Annotated in this window: 16 protein-coding genes; 7 read left to right on the plus strand and 9 right to left on the minus strand. The window is 75.5% G+C overall.

The window, feature by feature from the left end; translation table 11 throughout:
* Nucleotides 1-49: 49 nt before the first annotated feature.
* Together CHF16_RS06560 and CHF16_RS06565 are read left to right on the plus strand one after the other, a co-directional pair.
* Entirely contained in the window at nt 50-622 is a 573-nt protein-coding gene (locus CHF16_RS06560; protein WP_089325095.1) for a TetR/AcrR family transcriptional regulator, read from the plus strand.
* Complete coding sequence (locus CHF16_RS06565) at nt 612-1,436, plus strand: amidohydrolase family protein (protein ID WP_089325003.1); 825 nt, start codon at nt 612-614, stop codon at nt 1,434-1,436. Before CHF16_RS06560 ends, CHF16_RS06565 begins: the two co-directional genes overlap by 11 nt.
* An 18-nt stretch (nt 1,437-1,454) precedes the next feature.
* On the opposite strand, the gene CHF16_RS06570 is transcribed toward CHF16_RS06565, so the two are convergent.
* The gene (locus CHF16_RS06570; RefSeq protein WP_179271415.1) at nt 1,455-2,486 is read right to left on the minus strand and encodes a lysylphosphatidylglycerol synthase transmembrane domain-containing protein; all 1,032 of its coding nucleotides are present in this window, start codon (nt 2,484-2,486) and stop codon (nt 1,455-1,457) included.
* Nucleotides 2,487-2,730: 244 nt separating this feature from the next.
* Here CHF16_RS06570 and cqsA point away from each other — a divergent pair, with 244 nt between their 5' ends.
* The gene (gene cqsA, locus CHF16_RS06575) at nt 2,731-3,882 is read left to right on the plus strand and encodes an alpha-hydroxyketone-type quorum-sensing autoinducer synthase (RefSeq protein ID WP_089325005.1); all 1,152 of its coding nucleotides are present in this window, start codon (nt 2,731-2,733) and stop codon (nt 3,880-3,882) included.
* Between the two features lie 39 nt (nt 3,883-3,921).
* Here cqsA and CHF16_RS06580 read toward each other — a convergent pair whose 3' ends face one another.
* The 5 genes from CHF16_RS06580 to CHF16_RS40135 form a co-directional block, all read right to left on the minus strand.
* Nucleotides 3,922-4,842 carry an oxygenase MpaB family protein gene (locus CHF16_RS06580; protein WP_089325006.1) on the minus strand — a complete coding sequence of 307 codons (921 nt, stop codon included), beginning with the start codon at nt 4,840-4,842 and terminating at the stop codon, nt 3,922-3,924.
* Nucleotides 4,843-5,010: 168 nt separating this feature from the next.
* Nucleotides 5,011-6,204 (minus strand): thiolase C-terminal domain-containing protein, encoded by a 1,194-nt coding sequence (locus tag CHF16_RS06585; RefSeq protein ID WP_089325007.1) that lies wholly within the window; start codon nt 6,202-6,204, stop codon nt 5,011-5,013.
* Between the two features lie 99 nt (nt 6,205-6,303).
* Nucleotides 6,304-7,359, minus strand: a complete 1,056-nt coding sequence (locus CHF16_RS06590; protein WP_089325008.1) for a threonine aldolase family protein — start codon at nt 7,357-7,359, stop codon at nt 6,304-6,306.
* A 60-nt stretch (nt 7,360-7,419) separates the two neighbouring features.
* Nucleotides 7,420-7,980: a hypothetical protein gene (locus CHF16_RS40130; protein WP_089325009.1), complete on the minus strand. Its 561-nt coding sequence runs from the start codon at nt 7,978-7,980 to the stop codon at nt 7,420-7,422.
* A gap of 83 nt (nt 7,981-8,063) precedes the next feature.
* The gene (locus CHF16_RS40135; RefSeq protein WP_179271416.1) at nt 8,064-8,240 is read right to left on the minus strand and encodes a hypothetical protein; all 177 of its coding nucleotides are present in this window, start codon (nt 8,238-8,240) and stop codon (nt 8,064-8,066) included.
* Nucleotides 8,241-8,545: 305 nt separating this feature from the next.
* Between CHF16_RS40135 and CHF16_RS06600 the strand changes: the two genes are divergently transcribed.
* Complete coding sequence (locus CHF16_RS06600; RefSeq protein WP_089325010.1) at nt 8,546-9,988, plus strand: helix-turn-helix domain-containing protein; 1,443 nt, start codon at nt 8,546-8,548, stop codon at nt 9,986-9,988.
* Here the strand turns inward: CHF16_RS06600 and CHF16_RS06605 are convergent.
* Entirely contained in the window at nt 9,972-10,736 is a 765-nt protein-coding gene (locus CHF16_RS06605; RefSeq protein WP_089325096.1) for a histidine phosphatase family protein, read from the minus strand. The two genes, CHF16_RS06600 and CHF16_RS06605, sit on opposite strands and share 17 nt — an antisense overlap.
* 142 nt (nt 10,737-10,878) lie before the next feature.
* On the opposite strand from CHF16_RS06605, the gene CHF16_RS06610 reads away from it, so the two are divergent.
* Both CHF16_RS06610 and CHF16_RS06615 read left to right on the plus strand, forming a co-directional pair.
* On the plus strand, nt 10,879-11,244 hold the full coding sequence (locus tag CHF16_RS06610) for a hypothetical protein (RefSeq protein WP_089325011.1): 366 nt from the start codon (nt 10,879-10,881) through the stop codon (nt 11,242-11,244).
* A gap of 211 nt (nt 11,245-11,455) precedes the next feature.
* Complete coding sequence (locus tag CHF16_RS06615) at nt 11,456-11,863, plus strand: hypothetical protein (RefSeq protein ID WP_089325097.1); 408 nt, start codon at nt 11,456-11,458, stop codon at nt 11,861-11,863.
* Between the two features lie 58 nt (nt 11,864-11,921).
* Here CHF16_RS06615 and CHF16_RS06620 read toward each other — a convergent pair whose 3' ends face one another.
* Entirely contained in the window at nt 11,922-12,686 is a 765-nt protein-coding gene (locus CHF16_RS06620; protein WP_245868262.1) for an NERD domain-containing protein, read from the minus strand.
* Between the two features lie 287 nt (nt 12,687-12,973).
* Here CHF16_RS06620 and hrpB point away from each other — a divergent pair, with 287 nt between their 5' ends.
* Nucleotides 12,974-15,472: an ATP-dependent helicase HrpB gene (gene hrpB / locus CHF16_RS06625; protein ID WP_089325099.1), complete on the plus strand. Its 2,499-nt coding sequence runs from the start codon at nt 12,974-12,976 to the stop codon at nt 15,470-15,472.
* Here hrpB and CHF16_RS06630 read toward each other — a convergent pair.
* Complete coding sequence (locus CHF16_RS06630; protein WP_089325012.1) at nt 15,459-16,208, minus strand: TetR/AcrR family transcriptional regulator; 750 nt, start codon at nt 16,206-16,208, stop codon at nt 15,459-15,461. The genes hrpB and CHF16_RS06630 overlap by 14 nt on opposite strands.
* Between the last annotated feature and the right edge of the window lie 29 nt (nt 16,209-16,237).

Here is a 16,237-nt window from a genome sequence, read left to right on the forward strand (position 1 = left end):
GGGCCGCCCGCTGTCAGAATGATGTTCTGATGTGACAGAATAATGTTCTGTGAGCGAGGCGGGGCGGGACAGGATCCTGCGGGCGGCGCTGGAGGCGTTCGGCCGCGACGGGGTCGCGGGCACGACGCTGAGCGCGCTGCGGGCGGCCAGCGGGGTCAGCGTCGGCAGCTTCTACCACCACTTCTCCGGCAAGGAGCAGGTGGCGGAGGCCCTGTTCGTCGATTGCGTCTCCCTGTACCAGGACGCGTTCCTCGCCGAACTGAAGGCCCATGACAGCGCGCGCGGGGCGGTGACCGGCGTGGTGGCGTTCCATGTGCGGTGGTGCAGGGAGAACGCCGCCAGGGCCCAGTTCATGTTCACCGAGCGTCCCGCGGCGAGCGAGGCGCTGGCCGAGCGCAACCGGGCGTTCTACCGGGAGGTCCGCGCGTGGTGGCGCGTCCAGGCGCGCCATGGCGCGCTGATCGATGTGGACAGCATGACCGCGTTCGTGCTGTGGCTCGGTCCCGCGCAGGAGTTGTGCCGGCTGTGGCTCAACGGGCAGAGCCCCGAGCCGGACGGCGAGCAGGTCGAGGTGCTGAGCGAGGCCGCATGGCGGTCGGTGGGGAGCGGCAATGGTGATTGACGCGTGGATGCAGCACGGGACCGTGCGGTTCCTGCGGCACGAGATGCTGGACTCGCTGTGGCGGTGGCTGGGCCGCAAGCCCCCGGCGGAGGAGGTGCCCGTCGCGGAGACCGTCGCCGCCATGGACGCCGGGGGAGTGGACGTCGGCCTCATCAGCGCCTGGTACGGGCCGGAGGGCGACCTGGTGAGCAACGAGGAGGTCGCCTCGTTCGTCCAGCAGGCCCCGGACCGGCTCATGGGCATCGCCTCGGTCGACCTGCGCAAGCCCATGGAGGCCGTGCGCGAGCTGAGGCGGTGCGTGCGCGACCTCGGTTTCAAGGGCCTGCGCGTGGTGCCGTGGCTGTGGGAGGCGCCGCCCACCGACCGCCGCTACTACCCCCTGTTCGCCGAGTGCGTGGAACTCGGCGTCCCGTTCTGCACGCAGGTCGGGCACACCGGGCCGCTGCGCCCGAGCGAGACGGGGCGGCCGATCCCCTACATCGACCAGGTGGCGCTCGACTTCCCCGAACTGGTCATCGTCGGCGGCCACATCGGCTACCCGTGGACGGAGGAGATGGTCGCGGTCTGCCGCAAGCACCCGAACGTCTACATCGACACGTCCGCGTACACGGTCCGCAGGTACCCGCCCGAGCTGGTCCGGTACATGGCCGAGGACCGCCACCACAAGGTCATGTTCGGCACCAACTACCCGATGCTGACCGTGGAGCGTGCGCTCCGGGGCCTGGACGACCTGGGCCTGGGGGAGGCGGCCCGGGAGGCGTTCCTTTCCGGCAACGCCGCACGCGTCTTCCGCATCCAGCCATCCGCAACTTAATGATCTACAACGTAAAGGTCACCGGCGGAGCGTCCGGCAGGCCAGCAGGCCCAGCGGGACCGGTGCCCAGAACGTGACCGTGCGGAACAGCAGGACGGCGTGCAGCGCCGGGCCGGTGTCGATGCCGAGCGCGGCCAGCGCGGCGACCAGCGCGGTCTCGGTGGAGCCGACGCCGCCGGGCAGCGGGACCGCCCCGCCCGCGGCGGCGCCCACCAGGTAGGCGGCGAGGAGCGGGAGGACGTCGCCCGGGCCCGCCGCCGTGCCGGGGACGGCGAGGACGCTGAGCGCGAACGCGGCCGCGAGGGCGCAGGTCGTCCCGGCGGACGCGGCCAGGGTGACCGCCAGGTCGCGCGGACGGCGGCACAGGCCGGCGAACCCCGCGGCGGCGCGTGCGAGGGCCGCCCGTCCCGCGGCGGCGGAGCGGGCGGCGAGGCGCGCCCACAGCACGGCGGCGGGCAGCAGGACGCCGCACGCGACGAGCAGCGGGACGAGCGGGACGAGCCCGGCGGCGCGGGCGGCGTGCTCGCCGAGCGCGTCCAGCACCCGGCCGTTCCCACCGGCGGCGAGGACGGCGCCGAGCAGCAGCAGGTCGGCGGGGACGCCCGCCGCCCGCTGGACGGCGACGGCGACCGCGGCATGGGGGAGCGGCAGCCCCCGGCAGACGAGGTAGCGGGTGTTGACGGCGGCGGCGCCGAGCCCGCCCGGCGTGATCCGGTTGGCGGCGGACGCGGTGAACTGCGCGAGCGTCGTCGCGACCAGGGGCAGCGGGCGGCCCGCGGCGCCGCGCAGCGCGACCGCGGAGCAGACGTAGTGCAGCAGGCACAGCGGGACGAGGGCGGGGAGGAACTGCCAGCGCGTGTGGGCGAGCGCGGCGGCCGCGGGGCGCAGCAGGCCGAGGGCGGCAGGGACCGCGGTGGCGAGGGCGGCCAGCAGGACCCCGGCGATCGTCCAGCGGGCCCGGTGGGCCCGCCGGAGGAGGCGGAGCGGCGCGGGGCCGGCGCGAGGGCCGGCGGGCGCCGCGGGTTCGGCCCCGGCGGCGATCGTGGTCACACCCCAGTGGTCGGTGGTGGCGATGGTGCGCGTGCGACCTGCTGATACCCCGTGGGGCGGACGCTATGGAACGTTCCGCCCGGCGGGCCGGGGAAGTCGCGTGCGCGGCGGGCGGCATCCGGCCGTGCTACGGCATTCTCCCCGGCGGCACGCCGGGTTTGGTCGTCGTCCGAGATTATCTTCACACTATGATTAGGGTCCGCTACGGGAAGTGACGTCCGATTGACCGGGGAGTGTGACGACCATGACCAGCGCTCACCAGCGGCTCGGTGAACGCATCCGGGTGTTCCGGGGCACGCGGGGCGGCCGCCGGACCGTGCCCGCGACGGCCCCCGGCGACCGCGCGATCGTCCTGACCTGCAGCGACTACCTCGCCCTCGCCGAGCATCCGGCGATCACCGCCGCCATGATCGCCAGCCTGCGGGCGGCGGACGGCGCCGCGCCCGCGCCCGGCCCCTGCCTGCCCGACGACCACCCGCAGCTCGTCCTCGGGGCCCGGTTCGCCCGGCACATGGGGGCGCGGGCGGGGGTGCTGTGCCCGTCCGGCTGGGCCGCCAACACCGGGCTGCTGCAGGTGGTCGCCGGGCCCGACGTCCCGGTCTACCTGGACGTCCTCGCGCACATGTCGCTGTGGGAGGGGGCGCGAGCGGCGGGCGCGGAGCTGGCGTACTTCCGCCACAACGACCTCGACCACCTGCGCCGCCGGATCGAGGTGGGCGGCTCGGGCGTGATCGCCGTGGACGCCGTCTACAGCACCGACGGCTCGGTGTGCCCGCTGCCCGGCCTGGTGGAGGTGGCCGAGGAGCACGACTGCCTGCTGGTGGTGGACGAGTCGCACTCGCTGGGCACGCACGGCGAGCGCGGCGAGGGCCTGGTCGCGGCGTCGGGGCTCACCGGCCGCGTCGACTTCCGCACGGCGAGCCTGGCGAAGGCGCTGCCGGGGCGCGCCGGGCTGATCGCGTGCGACCGTCCGGGCTTCGCCGACTACTTCGCGCACACCGCGCTTCCGGCGGTGTTCAGCTCGACGCTGCTGCCGCACGACGTGGCGGGCCTGGCGGCGGCTCTGAAGGTGGTGCGCCGGGAGGGCCGGCGGCGCGACCGGCTCCGCGCCGTGACTGTCCGGCTGCGCGCCGGCCTCGCGGCGCTCGGCTACACCCTGGTCGAGTCCGACTCGCAGATCATCGCGCTGGAGGCGGGGTCGGAGGCCGAGGCGACGCTGCTGCGGGACGCGCTGGTCCGCCGCGACATCTTCAGTGCGGCGCTGTTCCCGCCGCCGGCGTCGGTGGGGCGCACGCTGGTGCGGCTCTCCGCCCACGCCGGCCTGACGGACGGGGACGTCGGCCGCGTCCTGGCGGCGTGCGAGGAACTGCGCCCCCAGGTGGCGGCCGCGGTGTGACGGGCCGCGCGGTATGAGGGGGGCAGGCGCTGTGACGGGTCAGGCGGCGGGCCGGTACCGGTCCTCGCGGGTCTGGGCGCCGATGTAGCGGAGCATGCTGCGCAGGGCCCAGTGGTTGACGCCGCTCGGCAGCATCCGGTAGCCCTGCCGGTTGGCGAGGGCGAGCGCGGCGAACCGGGCCTGGTCGAGCGCGGACCAGGGGATGCCGAACCGCTCCCGGACGAGCGGCGGCAGGCAGCCGAAGGTGATGAGGCGCAGCGGGCGCTCGATGACCATGCGGCCCGCGCGGTCGAGGCGGGGCCCGCCGACGGGCAGGATCGTGATGGTCTCGGAGCCGTGCTTGGCGATCTCCAGGGCGCGGGCTGCGGCGGGCGTGAGTTCGAGCGTCCGGGCGCACATGTGCCAGAACTTGGACTGGAACGCGGCGTAGTCGGCGGGGACGGGCCGCATGCTGACGCCGTACCGCGAGTACCAGGTGACGGTCTCGGCGTACATCTGCTCGTGGTCCTCGGCGGTGAGCGTGCCGGGGTGGAAGGTCTCGGCGGCCTTGAAGATCTCCCAGGTGAAGGTGGCGTGCGCCCACCAGAACGTCTCGGGTTCGAGGGCGTGGTACCGGCGGGCGTGCTCGTCGGTCCCGCCGATGCCGCGGTGCAGGTCGCGGATGCCGCGGGCGCGGGTGACGCCGTCCGGCGCGAGGATCGTCGCCCAGATCTGCGGGACGGAGCGGTGGATCCGGTCGAACGGGGCGTCGAAGAACGCCGAGTGCTCGCCGACGCCGGCGCCGATGCCGGGATGCATGAGCTGCATGAGCCCGGCCGCGGCCCCGGGGAGCAGCGAGCGCAGGTCGGCGGCGTACCGCCACAGCAGCGTCCCGGGCACGAGCGGCGCGTGCGCGACCGTCCGGGGTGAGCGGGACGAGCGGGCCCGGGCGGCGGCGACGGGCGAGGACGAGGCGGGCATCGCACCTCCAGGCCGGTGATCGCGTACCCCGAGCATAACCATTGTGAGACAAGAATCAAGCTTTGTCGCACGTATCGCGCGAAGGCCCCGGTGGTCACCGGTGGGGAAACGCGGCGGGCGGGTGCGGAGAGGCTCTCCGCACCCGCCCGGCGGGTCGATCGGGTGGGGTCAGGCGCTGGCGGGCTTGTAGACGGCGACGGCGCAGGCGCTGCCGAGGCCGATGTTGTGCTGGAGGGCGACGCGGGCGCCCTCGACCTGGCGCTTGTCGGCCTGGCCGCGCAGCTGCCAGGTCAGCTCGGCGCACTGGGCGAGGCCGGTGGCGCCGAGGGGGTGGCCCTTGGAGATCAGGCCGCCGGAGGGGTTGACGACCCACTTGCCGCCGTAGGTGGTGGCCTGGTCGTCGATGAGCTTGTGGCCCTCGCCGACCTCGGCCATGCCGAGGGCCTCGTAGGTGATGAGCTCGTTGGCGCTGAAGCAGTCGTGGAGTTCGATGACGTCGACGTCGTCGATGGAAACCTGCGCCTCGTCCATCGCCTTGCGCGCCGCGAGCTGGGAGACGCCGAACCCGACGACCTGGATGGAGGAGTTGTCCTCGAAGCTCTGCGGGGTGTCGGTGGCGATGTGGTGCCCGGCGATCTCGACGGCCCGGTCCCACAGGTCGTTCTCGTCCAGGAACCGCTCGCTGACCACGAGCGCGGCGCCGGCCCCGTCGGAGGTGGGGGAGCACTGCAGCTTGGTCAGCGGGTCGAAGATCATCGTGGCGTTCTTGACGTCGTCGAGCGTGTACTCGGTCTGGAACTGCGCGTAGGGGTTGTTGACCGAGTGCTTGTGGTTCTTCCAGCCGATCCACGCGTAGTGGTCGGGGGTGGAGCCGTACTTCTCCATGTGCTCGCGGCCGGCGTTGCCGAACATCTGCGGCATGGGCGCCTTGTCCAGCTCCCACTCGCGGCCCGCGGTCATGGAGCGCAGGTGGTGGTCGATGATGGTGACCTTGGACTCGCCGACGCCGGCGCCGAGCGAGCCCTTCTTCATCTTCTCCATGCCGAGCGCGAGCGCGCAGTCGGCGAGTCCGCCGCGGACGGCCTGGCGGGCGAGGAACAGCGCGCTGGAACCGGTCGCGCAGGCGTTCATCACGGTCATGACGGGGATGCCGGTCATGCCGGTCTCGTAGAGGGCGCGCTGGCCCATCGACCCGTACATCGAGCCCGCGTAGGCCATCTCGATCTTGTCGTAGCCGACGCCGGCGTCCGCCAGGGCGTTGCCGACGGCCTCCTTGGCCATGTCGGGGTACTCCCAGTCGCGGGAGCCGGGCTTCTCGAACTTGGTCATGCCCACGCCGACGACGAAGGTGCGGTTGGCCATCGGGCTCGCCTCCTGTAACCGAATGCTGTTCGGTGACACGATAACCCGCCGCCGCCCCGGCCGCCGGGGCGCTCTCGTTGATCGAGACGAAACCGCCGGTCAGCCCGGCATCTCGGCGGCGAGCGCGGCGGCGAACGCGTCCACGTCCGCGGCGGTGGTGTCGAACGAGCACACCCAGCGGACCTCGCCGGTCGCCTCGTCCCAGGTGTAGAAGGGGAACCGCTCGCGCAGCCGCTCGGCGGCGTCCTTCGGGATGACCGCGAAGACGGTGTTCGCCTGCACCGGCTGCGTGATCTCCACGCCGGGGACGGCGCGGGCGGCGGCCGCCAGGCGGGCGGCCATCGCGTTGGCGTGCGCGGCGTTGCGCAGCCACAGGTCGCCCTCCAGCAGCGCGACGAGCTGCGCCGACACGTACCGCATCTTCGACGCCAGCTGCATGCTCGACTTGCGCAGGTAGTCGACCCCGCGCACGGCGTCCGGGTTCAGCACGACGATCGCCTCGCCGAGCAGCAGCCCGTTCTTGGTGCCGCCGAACGACAGCACGTCGACGCCCGCGTCGGTGGTGAGGGCGCGCAGCGGGACGCCGAGGGACGCGGCGGCGTTGGCGATCCGCGCGCCGTCCATGTGCACGGTCAGGCCGCGCTCGTGCGCCGCCGCCGCGACGGCCGCGGTCTCCTCGGCGGTGTAGACGGTGCCGAGCTCGGTGGACTGCGTGATCGACACGACGGCGGGCTGCCGCCGCTGCACGTTGCCGAACCCGGTCGCGTACCGCTCGACCTGCCCGGGGGTGAGCTTGCCGTCCGGGGCGGGGACGGTGACCAGCTTCAGCCCGGCGATCTTCTCGGCGGCGCCGCACTCGTCGGTGTTGATGTGCGCCGACTCCGGGCACACGACCGAGCTCCACCGCTCCGACATCGCCTGCAGCGACACCACGTTCGCGCCCGTCCCGTTGAACACCGGGTACACCTCGGCGCGGTCGCCGAAGTGCCGCCGGACGATCTCGCGGAGCCGGCCGGTGACCGCGTCGTCGCCGTAGGCGGGCTGGTGCCCGGCGTTGACCTCGGCGAAGGCGGCGAGGACGTCGGGGTGGACGCTCGCCTGGTTGTCGCTGGCGAAGCCGCGCGCGGCGGGCGGGTTCTCGGGCGGGTGAGTCATGCGCCCATTCTCCCGGACGCCGGCGCCGCCCCGGATCGCCGGGCGGTGCGTCGGGCGAGGCTAGGCGGGGCGGTCGGTGATGTTCTGCACCGGCGCGGGCGCGGAGTCGGCCGGCTCGGCGGCGCGCAGCGCCATGCGGGCGCGCATGGCGTCGAGGTCGTCGCCGAACCTGGCCACGGTGGACTGGAGGTCGCGCCAGAGCCCGGTGCGCTGCTCCAGCTGGGCGACCTTGGTGCGCAGGTCGCCGAGGCGCCGCTCGGCGGTCTCCAGCCGGGCGCCGTGGCCGGCGGTGTCGCGGCCGGTGCGGATCAGGCTGGTGGCGACGGCGGCCAGGTCGCGCTCGGTGTCGTCCATCCGCTCGTCGATGCGCGGCAGCAGCCGGTCGTTGAGCTGCCCGACCAGGGAGTCGAGCTCGGTGCGGACGGTGCGCAGCTCGGCGTCCTGGTCGCGGACGGCCTGCTCCAGCAGCGCGATGCGCTCGACGAGGGAGGGGAGCATCCGGCCCAGCTCCGCCGACCGCTCCAGATCTCGTCCCACCTTCGCGACCAGGCCGACGCCGTCGCGAAGCCGGCGCTCCGCCTCGGCGGCGGCGCGGCGGACGAGACCCGGGATCACGGTCATGGCGCTCCCTCCAGGGGCCGGTCGGGTGGATTCTCCTTAGACTTTAGGCGAACCGGGCGTGAACATTCCGTGAAGCGAGATGTTTATTTCGGCGTCCGCGCGCGCCTGCGGCCGGACGGCGGGCGGCGCGTGCGCGGCGCCGCGGGCGGCGGCACGGCGCAGGTGCAGAGGCCCTGGCGGACGATGAGCCAGGCGCGTTCGGCGGTGTAGTCCGTGCGGCTGAGCGCCGGGCGGACGCGGTGGCAGGTCAGGCAGAGCATGTGCGGTCGATCCTCCCCGTAGTGCCGGGAGCCTCCCGCGCCCGGTGGGTCGTGCCGGCCCGCCGCCCCGCGCGCATTCCCCCCGGATGCGCGGACGGGACGGCGGGCTCCCACAGGATGGCCCTTCGTCTCCCGGCCGCCGCAACGCTAGGTGGCCTCACGTTGCATGCACGTTGCGACCGGACGCTCACGGAACGTGTCCCCATCCGGCCGTGCGGGATCCGTGGAATCGGTTGCGCGGAACCCCGCGGTGGGCGGATCCTCAGACGAGCCGAGGTTCTCTCCGGGGGAAAGGACCCGCTGTGATGCGCGATCCGGTGGCCGTCCGCCCGCCCATCGCCGAATCCTGGCGGCGCTCCCGGGACGCCGGCGTCGACATCGGCGTGGAGGCGGCGCCGCTGGTGTACGAGCGGGGCGCCCTCGCCGACGCCCGCGACGTCCACCCCCTGCAGCCGCACCTGCCGATGCTGGAGGCGCTGCTGCGGCGGGTCGCGGACGAGACCGAGCACCTGATGGTGATCACCGACGCGGACGGGCACGTGCTGTGGACGCAGGGCCCGCCGGCCGCGCGCCGGGCCGCCGACGCGATCGGGCTGACCGAGGGGTTCCGCTGGGCGGAGGACGCGGTCGGCACCAACGGGATCGGCACCGCGATCGCCACCGGGCGGCCGGAGTACGTCTACGCATCCGAGCACCTCGCGCACGTGCTGCACCGCTGGTCGTGCGCGGGCGCGCCGATCGTCGACCCCGACTCGGCGCGGGTGGTCGGGTGCATCGACGTCAGCGCGACGGTGGCGGCGCTGCATCCGGCGACGGTCGCGCTCGTGGCCGCCGCGGCGCGGCTGGCGGAGTCGCGGCTGGAGAACGAGATGCTGGTGCGCGACGAGCGGCTGCGCGAGCGGCTGCTGCCGCACCTGCGCGGGCTCGGCCCGGCGGGGCTGCTGGTCACCGCCACCGGCCGGGTGCTGGCGGCGGGCGCGGCCGGGCTGCGCGGGCTGCGGCTGGCCCCGCCCGAGCCCGGCGGGACGGTCCCGCTGCCGGACGGCCGCGTCGCGGTGGCCGAGCCGCTCGGCGAGGCGTTCCTGCTGCGGTCCGCCGACCGGGTCGGCGCGCGGGTGGTCCCCGAACGCGGCGCGCCGGCGGCGGTCCGGCCCGCCGCCGGCGACGGCCCGCTGCTGACGCTGTCGCTGCTGGGCGACGGCCAGCCGCACGCGCTGCTGGACGGGCGCCGCTTCGACCTGACGCTGCGGCACGCCGAGATCCTCGCGCTGCTGGCGCTGCATCCGCGCGGGCTGAGCGGCGACCGGCTCTCGCTGTACCTGTACGGCGACGACGGCAGCCCGGCGACGGTGCGGCCGGAGATCCACCGGCTCCGCCAGCAGTTCGGCGACATCGTCCGGGCCCGCCCGTACCGGCTCGGCTGCGCGGTCGAGGCCGACTTCCTCACGGTCCGGCGGCTGCTGGACGACGGCGACGCCGGCGCCGTGGTGCGGGTGTACGGCGGCGAGCTGCTGCCGCGCTCGGACGCGCCGGCGATCCGCGCGGAGCGCGACGAGCTGGCGGTGCGGGTGCGGCGGCAGGTGCTGGACCGCGGCGGCGCCGAGACCCTGTGGGCCTACGCGCAGACCGAGCCGGGCCGCGCCGATCTGGAGGCGCTGGAGCGGCTGCGCGCCGTGCTTCCCGCGGGCGACCCGCGGCGCGCGGCGGTCGCCTCGCGCAGCGACCGGCTGCTCAGCGGCGAGCTGTAGAGGGCGGCGCGGCGGCGGCCGGGGGCGGGCCGCCGAGGCCGGCCAGGTGCGCGCAGTCGTTGTAGCAGACGGCCCGCAGGTCCGAGCCGTCGCCGCGCCAGCGGGTGACCGAGGCGTTGGCGACCGGCTCCTTCTCGATCCGCATGATCTCCCGCTCGGTGAGGTCCTCCACCAGGTAGCGGGTCATGACGATGATCGCGTCGTGGGTGACGACGAGGACCCGGCCGCCGGCGGCGTCGGCCTCCAGGTCGCGGTAGAAGCTGCGCAGCCGCAGCGCGAGGTCGGCCCACGACTCCCCGCCGGGCGGGCGGTAGTAGAACTTGCCGAGCTGCTCCAGCCGGGCGGCCTCGGCGGGGAACCGGCGCCGGACGCCGAGGGCGGTGAGGCCCTGCAGGGCGCCCTGCTCGCGGTCGCGGAGCCGCTCGTCGATCCGCAGCCGGGGCCCGCCGGGGGCCTGCGGGGCGGCGTAGGGGGTCTGCGCGAGGGCGATCTCGGCGGTGTCGACGGTGCGCAGGTAGGGGGAGGCGTAGACGTGCGTCGGGCGCTCGTCCTCGGGGAGCGCGGCGAGCCAGCGGCCGAGCGTCGCGGCCTGCGCGCGGCCGGTGTCGGACAGGGGGATGTCGGCGTCGCGCTCGGTGATGCCGGCCTCCTCGGCGTCGGTGCCGAGGACGGCCTGGTAGGCGAGGTTGCCGGTGCTCTCACCGTGCCGGGTCAGGTTCAGCCACTGCAGCGCTCTCACGCCCGCCATGCTGCCATGCCCGGACGGGAGGCGGGTCCCGGTGCGCCGCACCCGCCCGCCCGTTCCGTGCGCCCCGCCCGTTCCGTCCGCGGCGGTGCCGTTCCGTCCGCGGCGGTGCGGTCTGCTCTACAACCGGTAGTACTCTCGTGCCGTGACCGACGTCCTGGGCACGGTGATCATCGTGGTGGCGCTGCTGACCGCCGGCTACGCGCTGGTGTCGGCGCTGCGCAACCGCGCGATGGACCTCGGGCACCTCGTCGCGCTCGGCGCCCTGGAGGCGCTGCTGGTCGCGCAGGCGGTCGTCGCGTTCGTGAAGCTGTCGGGCGGCGGGGGGCCGGACGGCACCGCCACCTTCGTCGGCTACCTGCTGGGCTCGCTGCTGATCCCGGCCGCGGGCGCCGGGTGGGGGCTGCTGGAGCGCACCCGGTGGGGCTCCGGCGTGATCGTCGTCGCCGGGGTGGCCGTGGCCGTCATGGTCGTGCGGATGAACCAGTTGTGGAGCGGTACCGGTGCCTGAGCCCGAGGGGACGCGCCCCGAGCGCACCGACCCCGCCGCGCGGACCGAGCCCGCCGGGCCCGCCGAGGCGACCGGGCCCGAGCGCGCCGGGCCCGCCGATGGCGAGGCCGCCGTCCGGCCCGGGACCCGTGCGGGCGGCGGCGCCCGCGCCGGCGCCCCCGCCCGCACGGGTGGCGGGGCCCGGCCCGGGACCGCGGGCGGGCCGGGACGGCTGCTGGTCGCCGTCTACGCGGTCTTCGCGCTCGCGGCCGGTGCGCGCGCGGCGGTGCAGATCGCCACCAGGTTCTCCGAGGCGCCACTGGCCTACGCGCTGTCGGCGTTCGCCGCGGCCGTCTACGTCCTGGCGACGGTGGCGCTGGCCCGCGGTGGCCGCACCTCGTTCCGGGTCGCCGTCGCGGCCTGCTCGACCGAGCTGGCGGGGGTGCTGGTCGTGGGCACGCTGAGCCTCGCCGACTCCGCCGCGTTCCCCGACGAGACCGTCTGGTCCGTGTACGGGCGCGGCTACGGCTTCGTCCCGCTGGTGCTGCCGGTCGTCGGCCTGTGGTGGCTGCGCCGCACCGCCCGCGCGAGTGGCGGAACCCGCGCGGACGGTGGGCGCCCTGTGGGCGGCGGCGTGTGAGCCCTCCGGCCACAGGTGTCGGGTGGTCATCGCTGCCCCTTCCGGCGGCCGTCCGCTCCTAGGCCGCGGCCGACAGCGACCGGCCGCCGATCGGGAGTGCCTGCACGGCGGCCCGCATGAGCGACTCGACCTCCTCGGACGACAGGTCGGCGGTGGGGTTGCGGAGCATCCAGCGGACCAGCTTCAGCGGCGGCGCGAACACGATGCCGTCGGCGGCGAACGGGGTGCGGACGAGGTCGCCGCCGTGCACCGCGAGCACGGGCGTCACCTTCACCGGGAACTCGGCGACGCGGGAGATCGCCAGGGCGGCGGCCTCGGCCCGCGCGGTCAGCGCGCCGACCAGCTTGGACTGGGTGCGGCCGTCGATGAACAGCCTGCCGCCGTGGTGGGAGATCTCCGCGTCGGGGTGCCACGCCTCGTTGTGGACGAGCCAGAGCCCGCCCGGCCCGATCACGAGCTGGTCGGCGGAGCCGTGGCCGGGGACGGTCCGCGCGTGCAGCACCCGGTGGCCGCGCCGCTCCAGCGTGTGGTGCAGCACCCGGTTCATGCGCTCGTCGCCGCGCAGCCCGAGCCGCCATACCCGGGACGAGTGGTACACGCGCCAATGGACGAACACGTCCGCGGACGCCACCGCGACGGCCATGATGATTCCGAAAAGAGCGTTGACGAGCAGTCCGCACAGTATGAGCGTCGCCGCGGCCAGAAATGCGCGGGTCCGCAATCTCCCTTTTCGGCCGCGCTGCCAGAGCTCCTCGTACACCGCCTGCGGCGAGCCGCCGGTGAACGCCGGCCTGTCCCTGAGGTAGATGGAGCTGCCGAACATGCCGAACCTCCCAGCACCTGCGATGACGCCATCATTATGGGGACGCCGATGCGATTTGCGCCACAGTTCGCGAGGTGACTTATATCAAACTGCGAAGTCAGTTCCGGGGCTTGAGGTCATTGCTCACCTGCTCTTTCGGCAGGGTTGGGAGGTTGGGTTGGGGGAAGAATCCCTAACGTCCCGGAGAATGCAATGAAAGGCTCGATGCAAGTATCACCGCAACGAACAGGGCCTTTTTCGGTGCAATGGATTTCCGCCGCGGCGGGCGGGCGCGGCAGACTGGGGCGATGCAGCTGAGCGCCGCCGAGAGCCTGCCCGTCCACCGCGCCGTCCCCGCGCTGCGCGCGGCGCTGGAGGGGCACGGCGCCGCGGTGCTGTCGGCGCCGCCGGGCACGGGCAAGACGACCCTGGTGCCGCTCGCCCTCGCCGGGCTCGCGCTCGGCGGGCCGCCGGCGGCCGGGAAGGTCCTGGTCCTGGAGCCGCGCCGGCTCGCCGCCCGCGCCGCCGCCCGCCGGATGGCGTGGCTCCTCGGCGAGCGCCCCGGCGGCTCGGTCGGCGTCACCGTGCGCGGGGAGCACCGCCCCGGCACCCGGGTGGACGTCGTCACGACGGGCGTGGTCCTGCAGCGCCTCCAGTCCGACCCCGAGCTGGACGGCGTCGGCACCGTGATCCTGGACGAGTGCCACGAGCGGCACCTGGACGCCGACACCGCGCTGGCGTTCCTGCTGGACGTCCGCGCCGCGCTGCGCCCCGACCTGCGGCTGGTCGCGGCGTCCGCGACGGCCGACACCGGCCCGTGGGCACGGCTCCTCGGCGGCGCGCCCGTCGTGGAGACCGAGGCCGCGCTGCACCCGGTGCAGACCGTGTGGGCGCCGCCGGAACGGCCCGTCCCGCCGCCGCACGGCCTGCGCGTCGACCCGGCGCTGCTCGCGCACGTCGCCGCGACCGTCCGCCGCGCCCTGGCCGAGCGGGACGGCGACGTGCTGTGCTTCCTGCCCGGCGTCGGGGAGATCGCCCGCGTCGCCGGGATGCTCGGCGGCGTCGAGGCCGACGTCCTGCAGATCCACGGGCAGGCGCGCCGCGCCGCGCAGGACGCCGTGCTCGCGCCCGCGCCGGGCCGCCGGGTCGTGCTCGCGACGTCGGTGGCCGAATCCAGCCTCACGGTGCCGGGCGTCCGCGTCGTGGTCGACTCCGGCCTGGCCCGCGAGCCCCGCACCGACCACGCCCGCGGGCTCGGGTCGCTCACCACCGTCCGCGCGTCCCGCGCCACCGCCGAGCAGCGCGCCGGCCGCGCCGGCCGAGAGGGCCCCGGGACGGTGTACCGGTGCTGGACGCAGGCCGAACACGACCGGCTCCCGGCCCGCCCCCGCCCGGAGATCGAGCTGGCCGACCTCACCGGTTTCGCGCTCCAGGCCGCCTGCTGGGGCGACCCCGGCGCGGCCGGGCTGGCGCTGCCCGACCCGCCGCCGCCCGCCGCGATGGACGCCGCCCGCGAGGCCCTGCACGCCCTCGGCGCCGTCGCCGGCGGCAAGGTCACCGACCGCGGCCGCCGCCTGGCCCGGATCGGCCTGCACCCCCGGCTGGCGCGCGCGCTGGTCGACGGCGCCGCCGCGGTGGGCGGCCGCGCCGCGGCCGAGGTCGTCGCGCTGCTGTCGGAGCCCCCGCCGCGCGCGGCCGGCGACGACCTGACCGCCGCGTGGCGCGCGCTGCGCCGCCGGGGCCGGCCCGCCGACGCCCACGCCGCCCGCTGGCGCGACGAGGCCGAACGGCTGCGCAGGTCGCTCGGCGACGCCCCGCCAGGCGGCCCCGGGAGCGCGCCGGCGGACGACCGCGTCGCCGGGACGGTGGTGGCGCTGGCGTTCCCCGAGCGGGTGGCGCGGGCGCGGGGCGGCGGCTACCTGATGGCGTCCGGGACGGGCGCGGCGCTCGCCGACGGGTCCGCGCTGGCCGGGGCCCGGCCGGAGTGGCTGGCGGTCGCGGCGGCCGACCGCCCGGCCGGGTCGGCGTCGGCGCGGGTGCGGCAGGCCGTGGTGATCGGCGAGGACGTGGCGCGGTCGGCGGCGGCGCCGCTGCTGGAGACGGCCGAGGAGGTCGCCTGGCGGAACGGGGACGTGGCGGCGCGGCGCGTCGAGCGGCTCGGCGCGATCGAGCTGTCCGCGCGGCCGCTGCGCGACCCCGATCCCGGCCTGGTCCGGGCCGCGCTGCTGGACGGCCTGCGCGCCGAGGGGCTCGGGCTGCTGACCTGGACGCCGGGCGCGGTGGCGCTGCGCGAGCGGCTGGCGTTCCTGCGCGGCGCGCTCGGGGAGCCGTGGCCGGCGGTCGACGACGCGGCGCTGCTGGAGCGCGTCCCCGAGTGGCTCGCGGGGGCGCGGCGCCGCAGCGACCTGGCGCGCGTCGACGTCGCGGGCGTGCTGCGCGGCCTGCTGCCCTGGGACCTGGCCAAGCGGCTGGACGAGTACGCCCCCGAACGGGTCGAGGTGCCGTCCGGGTCGCGGATCCGGGTCGACTACTCGGGGGAGCGGCCCGTGCTGGCGGTGAAGCTGCAGGAGCTGTTCGGCTGGGACGCCGCTCCGGCGCTCGCGGGCGGCCGGGTCCCGCTGGTGGTGCACCTGCTGTCCCCGGCGGGCCGGCCGGCCGCCGTCACCGCCGACCTGGCGTCGTTCTGGCGGGAGGGCTACCGGGCGGTGCGGGCCGAGCTGCGGGGCCGCTACCCCCGGCACCCCTGGCCCGAGGACCCGTCCACCGCCGTCCCGACGAAGCGGACGAAGCGGGCTAGCGGGAGCTGATCAGGACCTCGATGCCGTCCAGCACGCGGGCGAGGCCGAACTCGAACGCGCGGCTCGGCGCGGCGGGGGCGCTGTACTCCTGCCCGGCGGCGGTCCCGACCCGCGTCCCGAGCGGGTAGTCGGCCTCGTCCACGAGCGTGTCGAGCACGGGGGCGACCGACTCCCACCACTGCTCGTCGCTCATGCCGGTGCGCCGCTCGGCCTCGGCGGCGCTGACCGAGGCGCGGGCGGCGCTCTCGGCGAACCCGGTGACGAGCGCGACCACCGAGTCCATCTCCAGGTCGGTGAGGCCGAGGCCGTCCACGGCGCGCAGCTCGTACTCGTACTTGCCGAGCGTGTTCGGGCCCATGGGCGGGCGCGCCATCGTGATCTGCAGCAGCCACGGGTGCCGGTGGAACAGGGCCCAGTTGTCGCGGGCGATGTGCTCCAGCCGGGCGCGCCACGAAGGGGCGGCGGGCGGGGTCAGCTCGCCGAAGGCGCGGTCGACCATGACGTCGATCAGCTCGGCCTTGCCGGGGACGTAGGTGTAGATCGACATGGGCGAGACGCCCAGCTCGTCGGCGATGCGGCGCATGGACACCGCGTCCAGGCCCTCGGCGTCGGCCAGCGCGATCGCGGTGCGGACGATCTCCTCGGCGGTCAGCCGCGGCTTCGGCCCGCGCCTGGGCGGCGGCTGGAGGCCCCACAGCAGCTCCAGGCTGCGCTTCGGGTCGCCGCTCCCGCTGTACTCGGTCACCCGCCGATCCTCTCAGGGATGAAACTCTG

The sequence above is a fragment of the Actinomadura meyerae genome, assembly GCF_900188445.1.
In the GTDB taxonomy this organism is placed as follows: domain Bacteria; phylum Actinomycetota; class Actinomycetes; order Streptosporangiales; family Streptosporangiaceae; genus Spirillospora; species Spirillospora meyerae.